Origin of the sequence: Saccharopolyspora antimicrobica, assembly GCF_003635025.1 — a bacterium.
Taxonomy (GTDB): domain Bacteria; phylum Actinomycetota; class Actinomycetes; order Mycobacteriales; family Pseudonocardiaceae; genus Saccharopolyspora; species Saccharopolyspora antimicrobica.
In genome coordinates this window covers 1,482,756-1,498,575 of sequence record NZ_RBXX01000002.1, presented here as the reverse complement: position 1 = coordinate 1,498,575, position 15,820 = coordinate 1,482,756, and the positions used below count along the sequence as shown (strand labels likewise).

Annotated in this window: 15 protein-coding genes; 14 read left to right on the top strand and 1 reads right to left on the bottom strand. The window is 70.3% G+C overall.

The window, feature by feature from the left end:
- Window positions 1–167 precede the first annotated feature (167 nt).
- Window positions 168–1,163 (top strand): potassium channel family protein, encoded by a 996-nt coding sequence (locus ATL45_RS07535; RefSeq protein WP_246025801.1) that lies wholly within the window; start codon window positions 168–170, stop codon window positions 1,161–1,163.
- A 70-nt stretch (window positions 1,164–1,233) separates the two neighbouring features.
- Window positions 1,234–1,662 (top strand): hypothetical protein, encoded by a 429-nt coding sequence (locus ATL45_RS07530; protein ID WP_093153513.1) that lies wholly within the window; start codon window positions 1,234–1,236, stop codon window positions 1,660–1,662.
- 7 nt (window positions 1,663–1,669) lie between these two features.
- Here ATL45_RS07530 and ATL45_RS07525 read toward each other — a convergent pair whose 3' ends face one another.
- The gene (locus ATL45_RS07525; RefSeq protein ID WP_246025209.1) at window positions 1,670–2,884 is read right to left on the bottom strand and encodes a neutral zinc metallopeptidase; all 1,215 of its coding nucleotides are present in this window, start codon (window positions 2,882–2,884) and stop codon (window positions 1,670–1,672) included.
- 145 nt (window positions 2,885–3,029) lie between these two features.
- Between ATL45_RS07525 and ATL45_RS07520 the strand changes: the two genes are divergently transcribed.
- The 12 genes from ATL45_RS07520 to ATL45_RS38770 all read left to right on the top strand — a co-directional run bounded on the left by ATL45_RS07520 (window position 3,030) and on the right by ATL45_RS38770 (window position 15,771).
- Window positions 3,030–4,646 (top strand): DUF2207 domain-containing protein, encoded by a 1,617-nt coding sequence (locus ATL45_RS07520; protein ID WP_093153168.1) that lies wholly within the window; start codon window positions 3,030–3,032, stop codon window positions 4,644–4,646.
- A gap of 79 nt (window positions 4,647–4,725) precedes the next feature.
- The gene (locus ATL45_RS07515; RefSeq protein WP_093153171.1) at window positions 4,726–5,238 is read left to right on the top strand and encodes a DUF3558 family protein; all 513 of its coding nucleotides are present in this window, start codon (window positions 4,726–4,728) and stop codon (window positions 5,236–5,238) included.
- A gap of 177 nt (window positions 5,239–5,415) precedes the next feature.
- A complete protein-coding gene (locus tag ATL45_RS07510) occupies window positions 5,416–5,826 on the top strand; it encodes a hypothetical protein (RefSeq protein ID WP_093153173.1) in 411 nt (136 codons plus the stop codon).
- Between the two features lie 26 nt (window positions 5,827–5,852).
- Window positions 5,853–6,359, top strand: coding sequence for a DUF3558 family protein (locus tag ATL45_RS07505; RefSeq protein ID WP_246025800.1), 507 nt, complete (start codon window positions 5,853–5,855; stop codon window positions 6,357–6,359).
- 18 nt (window positions 6,360–6,377) lie between these two features.
- Window positions 6,378–7,841: a PPE domain-containing protein gene (locus tag ATL45_RS38775; RefSeq protein ID WP_093153176.1), complete on the top strand. Its 1,464-nt coding sequence runs from the start codon at window positions 6,378–6,380 to the stop codon at window positions 7,839–7,841.
- Between the two features lie 78 nt (window positions 7,842–7,919).
- Window positions 7,920–8,738, top strand: coding sequence for an ESX secretion-associated protein EspG (locus ATL45_RS07490; RefSeq protein ID WP_093153178.1), 819 nt, complete (start codon window positions 7,920–7,922; stop codon window positions 8,736–8,738).
- 80 nt (window positions 8,739–8,818) lie between these two features.
- On the top strand, window positions 8,819–10,138 hold the full coding sequence (locus ATL45_RS07485; protein ID WP_093153181.1) for a M16 family metallopeptidase: 1,320 nt from the start codon (window positions 8,819–8,821) through the stop codon (window positions 10,136–10,138).
- A complete protein-coding gene (locus tag ATL45_RS07480) occupies window positions 10,135–11,502 on the top strand; it encodes a M16 family metallopeptidase (RefSeq protein ID WP_093153183.1) in 1,368 nt (455 codons plus the stop codon). Before ATL45_RS07485 ends, ATL45_RS07480 begins: the two co-directional genes overlap by 4 nt.
- 25 nt (window positions 11,503–11,527) lie before the next feature.
- Window positions 11,528–12,454, top strand: a complete 927-nt coding sequence (gene nudC / locus ATL45_RS07475) for an NAD(+) diphosphatase (protein ID WP_093153186.1) — start codon at window positions 11,528–11,530, stop codon at window positions 12,452–12,454.
- A 166-nt stretch (window positions 12,455–12,620) separates the two neighbouring features.
- Complete coding sequence (locus ATL45_RS07470; RefSeq protein WP_093153188.1) at window positions 12,621–14,708, top strand: ATP-dependent DNA helicase UvrD2; 2,088 nt, start codon at window positions 12,621–12,623, stop codon at window positions 14,706–14,708.
- Window positions 14,709–15,180: 472 nt separating this feature from the next.
- Window positions 15,181–15,558, top strand: coding sequence for a WhiB family transcriptional regulator (locus ATL45_RS07465; protein WP_093153191.1), 378 nt, complete (start codon window positions 15,181–15,183; stop codon window positions 15,556–15,558).
- A 57-nt stretch (window positions 15,559–15,615) separates the two neighbouring features.
- A complete protein-coding gene (locus ATL45_RS38770; protein WP_170210193.1) occupies window positions 15,616–15,771 on the top strand; it encodes a hypothetical protein in 156 nt (51 codons plus the stop codon).
- The last annotated feature ends 49 nt before the right edge of the window (window positions 15,772–15,820 follow it).

The window sequence follows — 15,820 nt, the reverse complement described above, 5'->3', positions numbered from 1 at the left end:
TCGCGCTCGGGGTTACTGTTCTGCGCCGTGAGTTGTCGGGGAGTCGGGGGGCACGGTTCATGATGCGGCGAGGGCCCAAGTCGCTGGCGCAGCCGTTCATCGGCAGGCGGGGCAACAAGGACGAGCTGACCAGCCAACCGGACCACGCGCTGGTCGGCGTGATCCGGATGCCCGGCACCGTGATCAGCCCGGTCCGCTCGATCACCCGGCGCATCATCGGCGCCAGCCTCGCGCTGGCGGCCACGGTGCTGCTGGTCTACTTCGACCGCGACGGCTACCAGGACGGCAACGCGGGCGACGGTCTCAGCCTGCTCGACGCCATCTACTACGCGACGGTGACGCTGTCCACCACCGGCTACGGCGACATCACCCCGGTCAGCGATTCGGCCCGGCTGGTGAACGTGCTGGTCATCACCCCGCTGCGGGTGCTCTTCCTGATCGTCCTGGTCGGTACCACACTGGAAGTGCTCACCGAGCGCTCGCGACAGGCGTTCAAGATCCAACGCTGGAGGTCCAAGGTGCGCGACCACGTGGTCGTCGTCGGATACGGAACCAAGGGCCGGTCGGCGGTCACCGCACTGCTCGGCGAAGGCGCCGAGCCCGGCCGCATCGTGGTGGTCGACACCAACCACACCGCGCTGGAGGCGGCTTCCGCGCAGGGGCTGGTCACGGTCAACGGTTCCGGCACCCGCTCGGACGTGCTGAGGGTCGCGGGTGCGACGCGAGCGCGGGCCATCGTGGTGGCTCCGGCCCGCGACGACACCGCGGTGCTGGTCACCCTGACCGCGCGCGAGCTGGCGCCGAAGGCGCAGATCGTCGCGGCGGTGCGGGAGGCGGAGAACGTCCACCTGCTGCGGCAGTCCGGTGCGGACTCCGTGGTGGTCTCCAGCGAGACCTCCGGGCGCCTGCTCGGCATGGCGACCTCCACGCCGTCCGTGGTGGAGATGTTCGAGGACCTGCTCACCCCGGATGCCGGGCTGGCGATCGCCGAGCGGGAGGTCGAGGAGCAGGAGATCGGCGGCTCGCCGCGGCACCTGTCGGACATAGTGCTCGGCGTGGTCCGCGAAGGACACCTGTACCGGGTGGACGCACCCGAAGCCGACGCCATCGAATCCGGCGACCGCCTGCTCTACGTGAAGAAGGTGACCCCGGCCGAGCCGTGATCCGGCCGCACGGTCGGTGATCCCGCGACTGCTCGTGGTGAACCGGCGGGATCCTGGCACTATCGGTGTCGTGGGTAGGCAACGAGGTTCGGCGTCGGTCGCGCCGATCCTGCTCGTGCTCGGCCTGCTCGGCATCGTCCTGGCCGGTGCGGCCGTGTGGCCGCTGGTGGCGGCGGCCGATCGGGGACGCGCGCAGCTGCGCCCGGCGACGGCGACCGTCGTCGAGTCGCGCCCGTGCGGCGGCGCGGCGGCGGGCGACCTGGTCGAGGTCGAGATCGGCGGCGAACTCCGCCGCGCGCGGTTCGACGGGTGCGGGCACAGCCGCGGCCAGCAGCTGCCGGTGCTGGTTCCGGGCGAGGCGACCGGGGAACTCGTGGTCCGCCCGGCCACCGCGAACGACTCGCAGCTCGACGAGCTCGCCGAACGCGCCAACTGGATCCTGCTCACCCTGGCCGGCGTCGCCGGCGGCGGCTACGCACTGATGCTCGGCAGGCGCTGACTCGGACTCAGCTGACGTCGGAGGCGGCGGCCAGCCAGGTGTTGCACTGGGTGATCTCGTTCTTGTAGAAGCCCTGGTCGACCCACGCGTTGTTGTTCTTGGTGGTGCCGTGATCGCGGACGTTGGAGTGCTCGTCGCCGCGGCCCCGGGAGTCGTACAGGGCCGGGAAGATGTAGTCGTTGCTGACCCCGCCGTTCTGCAGCGCGGCCAGGGTCATCCCGCCGAAGCAGGTCGCCTGCAGCTCCGAGCGCCGGGTCAGCTCCAGACCGCTCGGGGTGTCCCGGCCGCCCGCGTCGTAGGCAGCGTCGCCGAATGCCGTGCTGATGCCGGACATGCCCTGCACCGCGTGGCCGAACTCGTGCGCGAACTGGCCCAGGTACGCGCCCGGTTCGACGAGCTGCTCCTTCTCGGCGTAGTACCGCGCGGTCATGTAGATCGTGTGGCTGCCGGGGCAGTACATCGCGGTCTGGTTCCACTTCCGCGTGCCGCAAGGGGTTTCGAAGTCGCTGCCGCTGGTGACCACCTTCGGGGTGCGGACCGGCAGGTCGGCCTCCTCCAGCAGCGGCCGCCACGCCTCCACCAGGCACGGCAGCGCGGCCTGGTAGAAGCGGTCCTGCGACTCGACGTCGGTGCGGAAGGTGGGCAGGTCGCACGGGGTGTTCACCGCGCCGTTGTTCTGGATGTTGATCGGGTGATCACCGAGCCGCGCCACCGGCTGGACCTGCGTCGAATAGTCGTAGCCGCTGGTCTCCGAGGTGGTGCTCGAAGTCGTCGAGGAGCTGCTGGTGCGCGAGGTCGTGGTGCGGGTGCTGGACGAGCTCGTCCCGCTGGTGGGGCTGCTGTCGTAGTCCGAGGCGCGATCGGAGGTGATCGCGGAGGCCATCGCGCCGACCAGGGTGATGCCGCACAGCGTCACGCCGACCAGCACCAGCGCGATGATCACGCCGCCGTTCCCCTTGCGCTTCGGCGGCCGCATGGGCGGCATCGGTGGTGGTGGGCCGTGCGGAGCCGCGCCGCGCGGCGGCATCGGTGGGGGCGGCCCCATCGGCCGGGGCCCGGAAACCGGCCGGACTCCGGGCGGGGGTAACGGCGGGCGCTGCGGGCCGGGAACCGGTGGCGGTTGCGCCCCGCGCGGGCGCGGGTGAGCACCGCGAGGTTGCTGCGGCGGCCACGGCTGCTGTGGCGGCTGCGGGCCGTGCGGCGGCCGAGGCGGCTGGGTCATGCGGTCTTCCTCGCGGTGTGTCGAATGTGGACGATCGAGCGGAGTTCAGCGGTCCGCCACCGGGCCGTGCGCTCCCCAGACTTCCTCGAATCGATCTCGCCCGTTGCGGACCAGAGAATAACTTCGGGCCGCTATCGTTCGGGCCGTGTTGACCAAACGGGGACTGCTGATCGCGCTGACCGCGCTGCTGCTGGGCGCGCCGAACGCGGCCGCCGCGCAGGAACGACCGGTCGACGCGCTGCCCGGCGAGGTGGCCAGTGAGGTGCACCTCAAGCTGGAGCGCGACGGACTGGTGTCCGTCACCGAGCAGATCGTCGTTCCTCCTGGTCAGCCGGTGTCGCGCACCATGCCGCTGCGGCAGTCCAGCGGCCCGGGCGAGGACCGGGTCTTCACCGTCTCCGACGCTTCGGTGTCCGGCGGCGAGGTGCACGTCGGTGCCGACGAAGTGCGCATGACCCTGCACCCCGGCATTTCGACGCTGAAATACGTGGTGCGCGGCGCCGTGGCGGACGCGGGCGACCTGCAGGACGTGCGCTGGCAGGTGTCCGGCGGGTGGAACGTGCCGGTGGGCCGCGTCGAGGTCTCGCTGCTGTCGCCGAAGGTCCCGCAGGCGATCATGTGCCTGGCCGGCCCGCTGGGCAGCGAGCACCGCTGCGACCAGTTCGAGATCTCCCACACGCAGGAGATGCGGGCGATGACCTACGGGCTCGCACCCGGCGACCGGATGGACATCACGTTCCAGCTGCCCGCGGGCACGGTCCCGGCCACGGCGGTGACCGAGGAGTACTTCAGCCTGGCGAAGGCGTTCTCGCTGACACCCGGAACCGGTGTGGGACTGGCGGCCATCGGGCTGGTCCTGATCGGCGGACTCGGCCTCGTCTGGTACGCCCGCGGCCGGGACGTCCGCGCGTTCGGCGAGGACGTCGGCAGCGTCGAGGTGCTGATGACCGACTCGCGCGGCGGCGTCACCTTCGCCTCCCCGGACGGCGTCCTGCCCGGCCAGATCGGTGCGGTGGTCGACGAGCGGGTCGACCCGGTGGACGTGACGGCGACCGTGATCGACCTGGCGGTCCGCAACTACCTGTGGATCGAGGAACTGCCCGGCCAGGACTGGCGGATCGTCCGGATCAACCCGGCGGACGACGCGCTGCGGCCCTTCGAGCGCGCGGTGCACGACCTGCTGGTCGGCGAGGCGGCGGAGGTCCGCCTGTCCCAGCTGCGCGGCCTGGACCTCTCCGGGGTGCGCGACGCGCTGTACGCGGACGTCGTGGACAAGGAGTGGTTCGCCCGCCGCCCGGACGCGGACCGGAACCTGTTCTGGTGGAGCGGAATCGGCGTCGCGATCGGTGGTGCGGCGCTCACCGCGGCCCTGGCGCTGACGACTTCCGTCGCCCTGCTCGGCCTGGGAGTGGTGCTCGGCGGCGTCGCGATGGTGGCCAGCGCCCGCCTGATGCCCGCCCGAACGCGCCGCGGCAGCGCGCTGGTCATGCAGGTCAGAGGCCTGCGCGGCTACCTCCACGAGGTCTCGGCCAACTCGCTGCCCGCAGCGGACCGCGAAACGGTGTTCTCCCGCTCCCTGCCGTACGCCCTGGTCCTGGGCGAAACCGACCGCTGGCTGGCGGAATTCGCCGAACTCGACCCGGCAGCGGACGGAACCCCGGGCCTGTACTGGTACGCGGCCCCCCAAGCGGCGAACCTCCAGAACTTCCGCCGAACCTTCCCCCAACTAACCGAAAAGCTCAACACAACCCTGAAAAGCTGAAACCGCCGCCGACGAACCGAGCGGTGATTGATCTGAGACGAGGTAATCAGTGCAGAGGCTGGTCCGGTCTGTTGTTGTCTTGACCGCTGGTGTTGCGCTCGTCGGACTGTCCGCGTGCAGCGGCACGGCTGGCGATTCGACCCGGAAAGCGGGCTCCGAGGAACCGACGGAGCGGGTCGGCGGTGCTGCGCTGGAGCAGTTCGACCCCTGTACGTTCTTCAAGCCCGATGAGCTCAGCTCGTGGGGGCTGGAGGCCCAGGCCGAGGAGTTCACGCCGGTGAGCTTCGAACCGGGATGCCGTTGGCGGGGCGGGCAGATGGGGCTCGTCCTCCAGAAGAACGTCGAGGAAACCGTGGCTTCGTACGAGAAGAACGGCAACTGGGAGCGGTACGACAAGCAGTCCGTGGGCGGACGTTCGGGTGTTGTGGCGAACGTCCCGAGCGGCGGCGCCACCGGCGGCTGCAACGTGCTCGTCGACGCTGGTGGAGGCGTCGTGATCTACGGAGTGTCCGGGCGACTCGCCGACTCGGTGGATGCCTGCGCCGAAGCGGAGAAGATCGCTGCCGCGACCGCTTCGCGGCTGCCTCGCTGAGTCTGGGGCGGCGAGAGCGTTACAACCCTTCAGCAGGTGTGACAGCTTTGTGATCTGAGGCTGAACGAGTGATATCGGACGGGATCGAGGCTGGTGGGAACCGTTCCGGTGCGGCCTGCGTCAAGCTAGAGTGTCCACGGTTCGTGGGGGAGATCGCAGAGTCCAGAGGGGTCTGGGATGACAAACGCAGACAGTGCAGGCTTTGCTGGGGCAGCTGAGGGGATCAAGGCCGTCGCCGCGCAGACGCAGTGGGTGAATCAGCAGGTAGGGTCAGGGATGCTCGCCCTGGACCCTGACGCTGCGGAGAAGGCAGCCAAGCACTGCGAGGACGAAATCCGCGAGTTGCAGCAGCTCGTCCGCAGAAGCGACCAGATCACGCGACTTACGGGGCTCGGTGAATACCCGGACGGGCGCGACCTGACGCAACGCTTCGTCGACAAGGCGACGACCTCGGAATCCGGGGCAGTGGACCTGATTCGACAGATGCAGGACGAGCTGCAGAAGATGGCGGATGCCTACCGTGCTGCGGCCAAGGACTACCGTGCCATCGACGAACAGCACGCCCAAGACATTCAGCGAGGTATGTAGTGAGCTTGTACTCCCGCTCCTTGATCGTGGCGACAGCAGGTCTGGCACTGGTTGGGCTGTCCGCCTGTTCCGGTGGGTCGACTGGAGGTGGCGAGCAGCCGCAGACCTCCGCAGCGCAGAGCTCGGGTCTGGCTGATTTCGACGTCTGCAACTTCTTCACCGCAGGCGATCTGTCCGCTTTCGGGGTACAAGGCCCGGGCGAGCCGGACAGCACGATTGACACTGAGCCGGGGTGCAACTTCCGAGGCGATGTCAAGGACGTCACGCTCTACAAGGTTCCCGACACCGCGTTCGACGCTTACACGAAGCAGGGCAATTTCGGCTCGCTGACGCCGTACGAGATCGACGGCAGGAAAGCGGCGAACGGTGTGACCAAGGGGTCGGAGGGGCAAGGCATTTGTTCAGCGTTCCTCGACGCTGGAGGCGGCACGGTCATCGTGACGGTGACGGGCTTGATGAGGGATTCGGTCGCTGATCCGTGCGGCGAGGCGGAGAAGGTCGCGCGGCAGATCGAGCCGAGACTTCCTGAGTGATAGGAGCCAGGGGGAGTCATGGGATTTGGGGATTGGGTCGGAGACCGGATCAGCGACGTCGGGAACACCATCCACGACGCCGGAGCGGGTGTCTTCGGGTACGACACCGTGGCCCAGAAGGAGGCCAAGGAGCGCGCCCAGCAGGCTTCGCAGGACGGTCAGAACGAGCGGAATGAGCTGCAGCAGCGCAACCAGGCGTTGCAGGACGGTGTCGTCGGGTACGACCCGCCGGGAATTTCCCAGTGCGTGAACTGGTCCGGGTTCAGCCATGCTGACATCTACCGGACCAACCAGGACACGATCAACGAGGGCGAGGTCGACAAGACCGCGGAAGCCTGGGTGAAACTGGGCAAGGCACTCCGCGAACGCGGTCCGCAGTTCGATTCCAAGCTGAAGGAGATCATCAGCGGCGGTTGGCAGGGAGAGGCCGCCGAGCAGGCCAAGACGCTCGGCGAACCGGTCAAGAACTGGATGGAAGGCAGTGGCAACGCCTTCGAGATGACCGGTAACAACCTGAAGACCGTGGGTTCTGCGGCGGGTCAGGTCAAGACGTCGGTTCCGGAGCCGGAGGGGCACAGCTGGGGACGGACGGCTGCCTCGACGATCGCGCTCGGCCCGCTCGGCGGTGGTGGTGACGCGCTCGCGCAGATGAAGGAGCGCGAAGAGGCGGAGAAGGCCGCCCAGGAGACCATGGGGCGCGTCTACAGCCCGACCTTCACCAACGTCGACGCCCAGATGCCGGCCTTCCAGACTCCCGACGGCAAGGTCGTCACCCCTCCGCCGCCACCGCCGCAGCCCCCCACTGACTGGGGTCGTGGTGGTCCTGGTGACGGCGGTGGGATCGGTGGCGGTCCCGGTGGCGGCGGCCCTGGCGGCGGTCTGCCCGGTGGTGGCGGTCCCGGCGGCGGTTATCCGGGTGGTGGTTTGCCGGGTGGCGGTGGTCCCGGCGGTGGTTACCCGGGTGGTGGCGGTCCTGGTGGCGGCTACCCAGGTGGCGGCTACCCGGGTGGCGTTGGCCCCGGTGGCTACACCCCGCCGTCCGGAACAGGCAGTGCATGGGCCGATCCGCCCAAGATTCCCGGAATCGGCGGCCCTGGTGGCGGTCTGCCCGGTGGTGGCGGTCCCGGCGGCGGTCTCCCCGGCGGTGGCGGTCCCGGAGCAGGTGGCGCTGGCATGGTCGGCGGTATGGCCGGTGGCCTCGGTGCTGGTGCGGCCGGGGCCGGGATGGCCGGTGGTGGCCGAGCCGGAGCTGGCGGACTCGGTGCTGGAGGCGCTGCCGGAGCGGGAACTGGAGCCGGTGCTGCCGGAGCCCGGGGCGCCGGTGGCGGCCGCGGCATGATGGGCGGCGGTATGGGTGCTGCTGGTCAACGCGGTCAGGGCGGCGAGGACGACGAGCACGAGCGTCCGTCCTGGCTCGAGGAGCAGGAGGACATCTGGATGAACGACATGCCGAAGACCGCACCCCCGGTTCTGGGCGAGTAACAGCACGTCAGGACGTGGTCCGGTGGCGGCTCGACCGAGCCACCACCGGACCACGACTAATTGAGAGGAACAAGAACGGTGAGCGTGTTGGGTCGCTGGCAGTTGCTGCCGGTTCATCTCGACGTCGTCCTCAAGTACCTGGAGATCGACGCGCTGACGCTCCCGCTGAACAGCCGCTCCTTCGGGCGCACCACCGAGCAGCTCGGCCGGATCGCCCAGGCGGAGATCGAGCGCATGACCGCTGCGGGGATCCTCGTCAACGACGAGATCCAGCCGAATCTGGCCGAGGCCCTCAAGCTGCTCGCCCGTCCGTACCTGTGGGTGGACTCGCTCTGGTTCCCCCAGATCGGGGAAGACCACTGCTGGCGAACGGTCGCGGCGGTGACGGAGGGGAACCGGGTTGTGCTCGGGGTGCAGACCCCGAGCGAAGATCCTGCCCACGGCGGGATGCTGACCGTCGAGGTGCACGAAGGCGTTCCGCTGCCGCAGGTGCTGTTGCCGACGCTTCCGCCCGCGCCGCCGGGCAACCGCGGACCGGCTCGGGTGCCCGCCAGCTCGTTCCGCCCGGACCAGCCGGACGAGGACCAGCAGAGCAGCTACATGCAGACCGCGACGCAGCAGCGGGGCAGCAGCGGCGATCGCGAGTACGACCTGTACCAGGCGATCGGCCGGGCCCAGCACGTCCGGCTGGGGCAGATCGCGGCAAACCTCCGCGATCAGTACGGCCGGACGAAGCGCTCGTCGATCGTCAAGTGGTTCGACAACGTCGAGCCCGATGGTCGTTACCTGGACCACAACGTGCGCGGCAACACCGGTGAGCAGATCTACATGCTCACCCCCGCCGATGCTCGCACGATCGGGGCGGAGATCGATCGGATGATCGCGCAGGTGCGCTGAAGCGCTCTGCGCACGGGTGATTCCGAAGCGTGGCGAAGGGGGCACGCGCCGCGATATGCGCCGCACGTAGGCTGCATGGCATGGTCGAACCCCAGCTGCATCGCGTTACGTTGCCCAACGGGCTGCGCGTGGTGCTGGCACCGGACTCGGCAGCGGGCCAAGCGTCAGGGCAGGCTCCTGTGGTCGGTGTCAGCGTGCACTACGACGTGGGCTTCCGTTCCGAACCGGAGGGGCGCACCGGCTTCGCGCACCTCTTCGAGCACCTGATGTTCCAGGGCAGTGAGAGCCTGGAGAAGCTCGCGCACTTCCGCCACGTGCAGGGTTCCGGTGGCACCTTCAACGGTTCGACGCACCAGGACTACACCGACTACTACCAGGTGCTGCCCTCGGCCGCGCTGGAGCGGGCGCTGTTCCTCGAAGCGGACCGGATGCGGGCGCCGAAGATCACCGAGGAGAACCTGCGCAACCAGGTGGACGTGGTCAAGGAGGAGATCCGGCTCAACGTCCTCAACCGGCCCTACGGCGGGTTCCCGTGGATCCTGCTGCCCCCGGTGCTGTACTCGACCTTCGCCAACGCGCACAACGGCTACGGCGACTTCACCGACCTGGAACAGGCGACGGTCGAGGACTGCGCCGCCTTCTTCGACACCTACTACGCGCCCGGCAACGCGGTGCTCACCGTGGCCGGTGACATCGACGTCGAGCGCACCACCGAGCTGGTGCACAAGCACTTCGGCGACGTCCCGGCCCGCGAGGTCGCACCGCGGCCGTCGTTCGGCGAGCCGTTCCCGGCCGGCGAGCTGCGCGGCAAGCAAGTCGACCCGCACGCGCCGCTGCCGGCGGTAGCCCTCGGCTACCGGCTGCCCGACCCGGTCGGTGAGCTGGACGCCTACCTGGCCGACGTGGTGCTGGCCGCGATCCTGAGCGACGGCGACGCCTCCCGCCTGCAGCAGCGCCTGCTGCACCGGGACTCGCTGGTCGTCGACGTGCACGCCGGTTGCGGTCTGATGGGCGCGCCGCTGGACGCCCGCGACCCGGACACCTTCACCATCACCGCGATCCACACCCCGGAGGTCGGGCTCGACCGGGTGGTCGGCGCGATCGACGAGGAGCTGGAGAAGCTGGCCGCCGACGGCCCGAGCGCCGACGAGCTCTCCCGGGTCACCGCCCGCTGGGCCGCCAGCCTCTACCGCGAACACGACCGGGTGATCTCCCGGACGCTCGACCTGGGCAGCGCCGAGCTGCTGCACGGCCGGGCCGAGCTGATCTCCGAGCTGCCGAAGCGGATCGGCGAGGTCAGCGCCGAGGACGTCGCCGCGGCGGCGAAGGCGCTGCGCTCCGATGCCCGCGCGGTCCTGGAGATCGAACCCGCTGGTGACGAGAACGGAGGTGCGGCATGACCCGCGCAACGCACCGCAGCGCCGAGGAGATCGGCCGCACCGAGCTGGGCCCGCGGCCGCTGCCGCCGCTCGGCGAACCCCGCACCGGCCGGCTCCCCGCCACCGCGGACACCGTGCTGAGCAACGGGCTCCGCGTGATCGCGGCCCGCCACGGCGTGGTGCCGATGGTCGAGCTGCGCCTGCGGATCCCCTTCGCCGGTGAGAACCCCAAGCACGCGGCGCGCGCCGAGGTGCTGGCCGAGACGCTGCTGACCGGCACCGAACGCCGCAGCCGCGTGCAGATGGACACCGACCTGGCCGCCGTCGGCGGCGACCTGAACGCGGTGGTCGACCCGGAGCGGCTCAGCGTCTACGGCAACGCGCTGGCCACCGGCCTCGACACGCTGCTCGACGTGCTCGCCGACGCGCTGACCGGGGCCGCCTACCTGGACGAGGAGATCACCGGGGAGCGCGGCCGCCTGGTCGAGCGGATCGCCGTCGCGCGTTCGCAGCCGCGGGTGATCGCCCGGGAGGAGCTGCAGCGCCACCGCTACGGCGATCACCCGTTCGTCCGCGAGGTGCCGGAAGCCGAGGACGTCGCCGCCGTCACCGCGGAAGAGGTCCGCGCCCTGCACCCCGAGTCGGTCCTGCCGCGCGGTTCGGTGCTGGTGCTCGTCGGCGACATCGACCCGGAGCAGACGGTGGCGACCGTCGAGCGGATCCTGGGCGGCTGGCAGTCCGAGCACAGCGCCCGCGCGCTGCCGTCCTTGCCCGTCGTGCGGGGCGGCGACGTGAAGCTGGTGCACCGGCCGGGCGCGGTCCAGTCGCAGCTGCGGTTGTCCGCGCAGGCGCTGCCCCGCACCGACCCGCAGTACCCGGCGCTGCAGATCGCGAACCTGACCTTCGGCGGGTACTTCTCCTCGCGGTTGGTGGAGAACATCCGCGAGGACAAGGGCTACACCTACGGCGCGCACTCCTCGTTCGAGTTCACCCCGGGCAACGGCACGCTGCTGGTGGACGCCGACACGGCCAGCGAGGTGACCGCGGCCGCGCTGCTGGAGACCCGCTACGAGCTGGCGAGGCTGGCGCTGGTGCCGCCGACCCAGTCCGAGGTCGAGTCCGCCCGCCAGTACGCCATCGGCGGCCTGCTCACCTCCACCGCCTCGCAGTCCGGGATGGCTTCCACGCTCGTCGCGCTGGCGGTGGCCGGGCTGACGCAGGAATGGCTGGTGGAGCACCCGGAGCGGCTGCGCGAGGTGACTGTCGAGCAGGTGGCCGAGGCGGCCAAGCGGTTGGCCCCGACCTCCTTCACCGGCGTGGTCGTCGGCGACGCGGACCTGCTGGCCGACCAGCTGCGGCTGCTCGGTGGTGTGGTGCTGCCGTGATCGGTTTACTCGGTGAGGCGGGCGAATGACCTCCAACGTGTTCGCTGGAACGGGTTTCCAGCTGGATTCCGCACCGCTGCTGTCGCGGTCCACTGTGGATCGGCGGGAGCAGCTGCGGGACGCCTCCGACGGCGGGGCGGAGCTGTGGGCGACCGGGAAGGTTCTGCTCGTCGACGCCAAGGGCCGCACCCGGATCGACACCGGCTCGGGACTGGTGGCCCACCCGGCCTGCGACTTCGGTGAGCGCCCCGCTCCCGGAGCGGTGCTGCTCGGCGTCGAGGGCGAGACCAGCTACTGGGCGCTGCGCAGTGACCACGACGGTGCGCAGGATGGCTGGCTCGACCTGCGCAACGGCGGTGTGCTGCTCAACGACACCGACGCGGGGCTGTTCACGACCGCGGTCGGTCTGCTCAGCTGGCACGACAACGCCCGCTACTGCGCGGTGTGCGGAGCGGCGACGACCCGCGTGCGCGCCGGGTGGGCGCGGCGTTGCACGGGGTGCGACCGCGAGGAGTACCCGCGGACCGACCCCGCGGTGATCTGCCTCGTGCACGACGGCGGGGACCAGGTACTGCTGGCCCGCCAGCCGAACTGGCCGCCGGAGCGGTACTCGGTGCTGGCCGGGTTCGTGGAGGTCGGCGAATCGCTGGAAGCCTGCGTCGCGCGCGAGATCGCGGAGGAAGTGGGGGTGGACGTCACCGACGTCCGCTACCTGGGCAGCCAGCCGTGGCCGTTCCCGCGCTCGCTGATGCTGGGCTTCGCGGCGATCGCGGACCCTTCGGCGCCGCTGGTCCCGGCCGACGGCGAGATCGAGGACGCCCGCTGGGTGCACCGGGACACGGTGCTGGCCGCGCTGCAGTCCGAAGGTGCCGCCGTGGACGGCCTCCGCCTGCCTCCGGGCGTCTCCATCGCCTACCGCATGATCCGCGGCTGGGCGAACTGGCAGAGCTGATCCGACGGGGCCGGCCGGACCCGTCCGGCCGGCCCCGCCACCCGGGTCGAGATTCTCGATTCAGCTCGAACGTGCGTTCCTGTTGCCGCGGTGGAGTGATCGACACGCGGGGCCGTGTTCGGGGTGTGGGCTCGATCGGGGGAGCGGGTCTGCGAGGATGCCGGGCATGGCCGAACAACCGCGACTCCTGGAAGGTCTCGATCCGGAGCAGCGGCAGGCGGTCATCGCACCACGCGGACCCGTGTGCGTCCTCGCCGGTGCGGGCACCGGCAAGACCCGCACCATCACCCACCGCATCGCCTACCTCGTGCAGCGCGGGCTCGTCGCCCCGCAGCAGGTCCTCGCGGTCACCTTCACCGCCCGCGCGGCGGGGGAGATGCGCACCCGGCTGCGCGGGCTGGACGCGGCCGGCGTGCAGGCCCAGACCTTCCACGCCGCGGCGTTCCGGCAGCTGCGCTACTTCTGGCCGCGGGTGCACGAGACGCCGATGTGGCAGCTGACGGACAACAAGTTCCGGCTGGTCATGCAGGCCGCGAACAAGGTCGGGCTGTCCACCGAGAAGGAGGACGTCCGCGATGTGGCCGGCGAGATCGAGTGGGCCAAGTCCTCGCTGATCAGCCCGGAGCAGTACCCGGCAGCGGCCGCCGCTGCCGGTCGCGACGTCCCGGTGCTGCCCGAGCAGCTGAGCAAGGCGTTCGCGGCCTACGAGCAGATCAAGAACCGCGCGCAGGCCCTCGACTTCGACGACCTGCTGCTGCACATCGCGGCGATCCTGGAGGACAGCCCCGAGATCGCCGAGGAGTTCCGCAGCCGCTACCGGTCGTTCGTGGTGGACGAGTACCAGGACGTCAACCCGCTGCAGCAGCGCGTGCTCGACGCCTGGGTGGGCAACCGCGACGACCTCACCGTGGTGGGCGATGCGAACCAGACGATCTACTCCTTCGCGGGTGCCTCGCCGAAGTGGCTGATCGCGTTCCCGCGGCGCTTCCCGGATGCCACCGTGGTCCGGCTGGAGCGCGACTACCGCAGCACCCCGCAGGTGGTGTCGTTGGCGAACCAGGTCATCGGCGCGGCCCGGGAGCGTCCGGCCGGAACCCGGTTGAAGCTGGTCGGCCAGCGTCCGGACGGCCCGCGCCCGGACTTCGCCGAGTACGACGACGAGACCGACGAGGCGGAAGCGGTCGCGCGCAAGATCGCCCAGCTGGCCAAGCGCGGCGTGGCGCTCTCGGAGATCGCGGTGCTGTTCCGGGTCAACGCCCAGTCGGAGGTCTACGAGAAGGCGCTGGCCGACGCCGAGATCCCGTACCAGGTGCGGGGCGGGGAGCGGTTCTTCGCGCGAGCCGAGGTGCGGCAGGCGATGGTCACGCTGCGCACGGCCGTCGCCCGCGACGACGGGGCGCAGGACCTGCCGGGCACCGTCCGCGAGGTGCTGCGCGAGGTCGGTCTGACCGATGACCCGCCGGCCGGTGGCTCGGCCCGCGAGCGCTGGGAGTCGCTGATCGCGCTGGTGGAGCTCGCCGAGGAACTCGCGGCCACCGTGCCCGATGCCGACCTGGCCCGCTACGTCGCGGAGCTGGACGCGCGCGCCGAGTCCCAGCACCCGCCGACGGTCGAGGGGGTGACCCTGGCCTCGCTGCACGCGGCGAAGGGCTTGGAGTGGGACGCGGTGTTCCTGGTCGGGCTGGTCGAGGGAACGCTGCCGATCCAGCACGCCGACACCGACGCGGCCATCGAGGAGGAACGCCGACTGCTCTACGTCGGGGTCACCCGGGCCCGCGAGCACCTGAGCCTGTCGTGGGCGCTGGCCCGCGCCGGCGGCCGGCGCTTCCGCAGGCGCAGCCGCTTCCTGTACAGCCTGGTCCCGGACGAGCACCCGGCCGCGCTGCCCGGCCGGGGGAAGCAGCGCGAGCAGCTCTCCCGGCTGGCGAAACCGCCCAAGCCGCGTTGCCGCATCTGCAACGCCCCGCTGGCGGGCACGATGGACATCAAGCTGGGCCGCTGCGCGGACTGCCCCTCCGATGTGGACGAGGACCTGCTGTCCCAGTTGAAGGCGTGGCGCAGCGAGCGGGCCCGGCAGCTGAAGGTGCCCGCCTACGTGGTGTTCACCGACGCGACGCTGACCGCGATCGCCGAACAGCGGCCGCTGGACGAGGGCGCGCTGGTGGGCATCTCCGGGATCGGCGCGTCCAAGGTGCAGAAGTTCGGCTCGGACGTGCTCGCGCTGATCCAGGGCGAGCGCCCCGGCGCACGGTAAAACCGCAGGTAGCGAAGGTTTTCAAGGTTCCGGGCGGAATCTTTGAAAAATAAGTTGCGACCGGCACGGCGGTGCCAATAACCTGCAAGAGCGCGAGTCGTGGTCGGCAGGATCACGATCTGAAGCCCGGAGAGGGAGGTGGCCCTGGTGTCGACGAATCTGATCAACCGCACCCCGAGCTGCCTCATGGCCGGGGCCATCGCGCTGTTCCGTATCACTTTTGCGTCCTCGCCGGCTGTCGTGCACGCCGGTTATGGCCGAAAGTTCCAGCCGCGTTGGTTCCGTGCGCTCCCAATGAGCGCGGAGACCCCGCGTCGGTCCGTTCGTCGGCGAAACCCTGATCCACTGATCTAGGGGCGCCTCTCAGGCTTGCCACAGGCCGCGGACCAGCGATTGGGTCCGCGGCCTTTTTGGCGTCGCCGAAATCCCCACATCCACAACCTGTTACCGATCGACTACAGGAGGACGTCGCATGTTGACGGCGAGTGTGCCGATAACCAATTCGGGCACCGACTTGCAGCCAGCTGCTGACACCGTCGCCGGGCTGCTCGACAGCTCAACCAGCCTGGACGACAAGCTGCCCTGCCGCCAGGACCCGGACCTGTGGTTCGCCGAGAACCCACGGGAGCTGGACCAGGCCAAGACCCTGTGCGCCGAGTGCCCGATCCGGGCCGAGTGCCTGGCCGGGGCGCTGTCCCGCGCCGAGCCGTGGGGCGTCTGGGGCGGCGAGATCTTCGAGCGCGGTGAGGTGGTCGCCCGCAAGCGGCCGCGTGGTCGCCCGCGCAAGCACCCGCTGCCCGCGGACCAGCCGGTGGCGACCCCGAGCCGCAGTCAGGAGCAGGCGGCGTAGCGCCGAAACCGATCACCGAACCGTGCTTCGGCACACCTGACGAACGAGGTAGGAGAAATGACGTACGAAGAGATGACCTTGCTGCGGATCAACGAACTGCGCGAGGAAGCGCATCGACAACGGTTGGCCCACGACATGTCCGCCGGTCGCTGGTGGCGGTGGTTGGCCGCCTACGCGACGCGGCGGGCCGCGGCCACCTCACGATGTTGCTGAGCGAACACCGCTGAACCACGTTGCGCCGAGCGGTTTTCCAGGCGCGCGC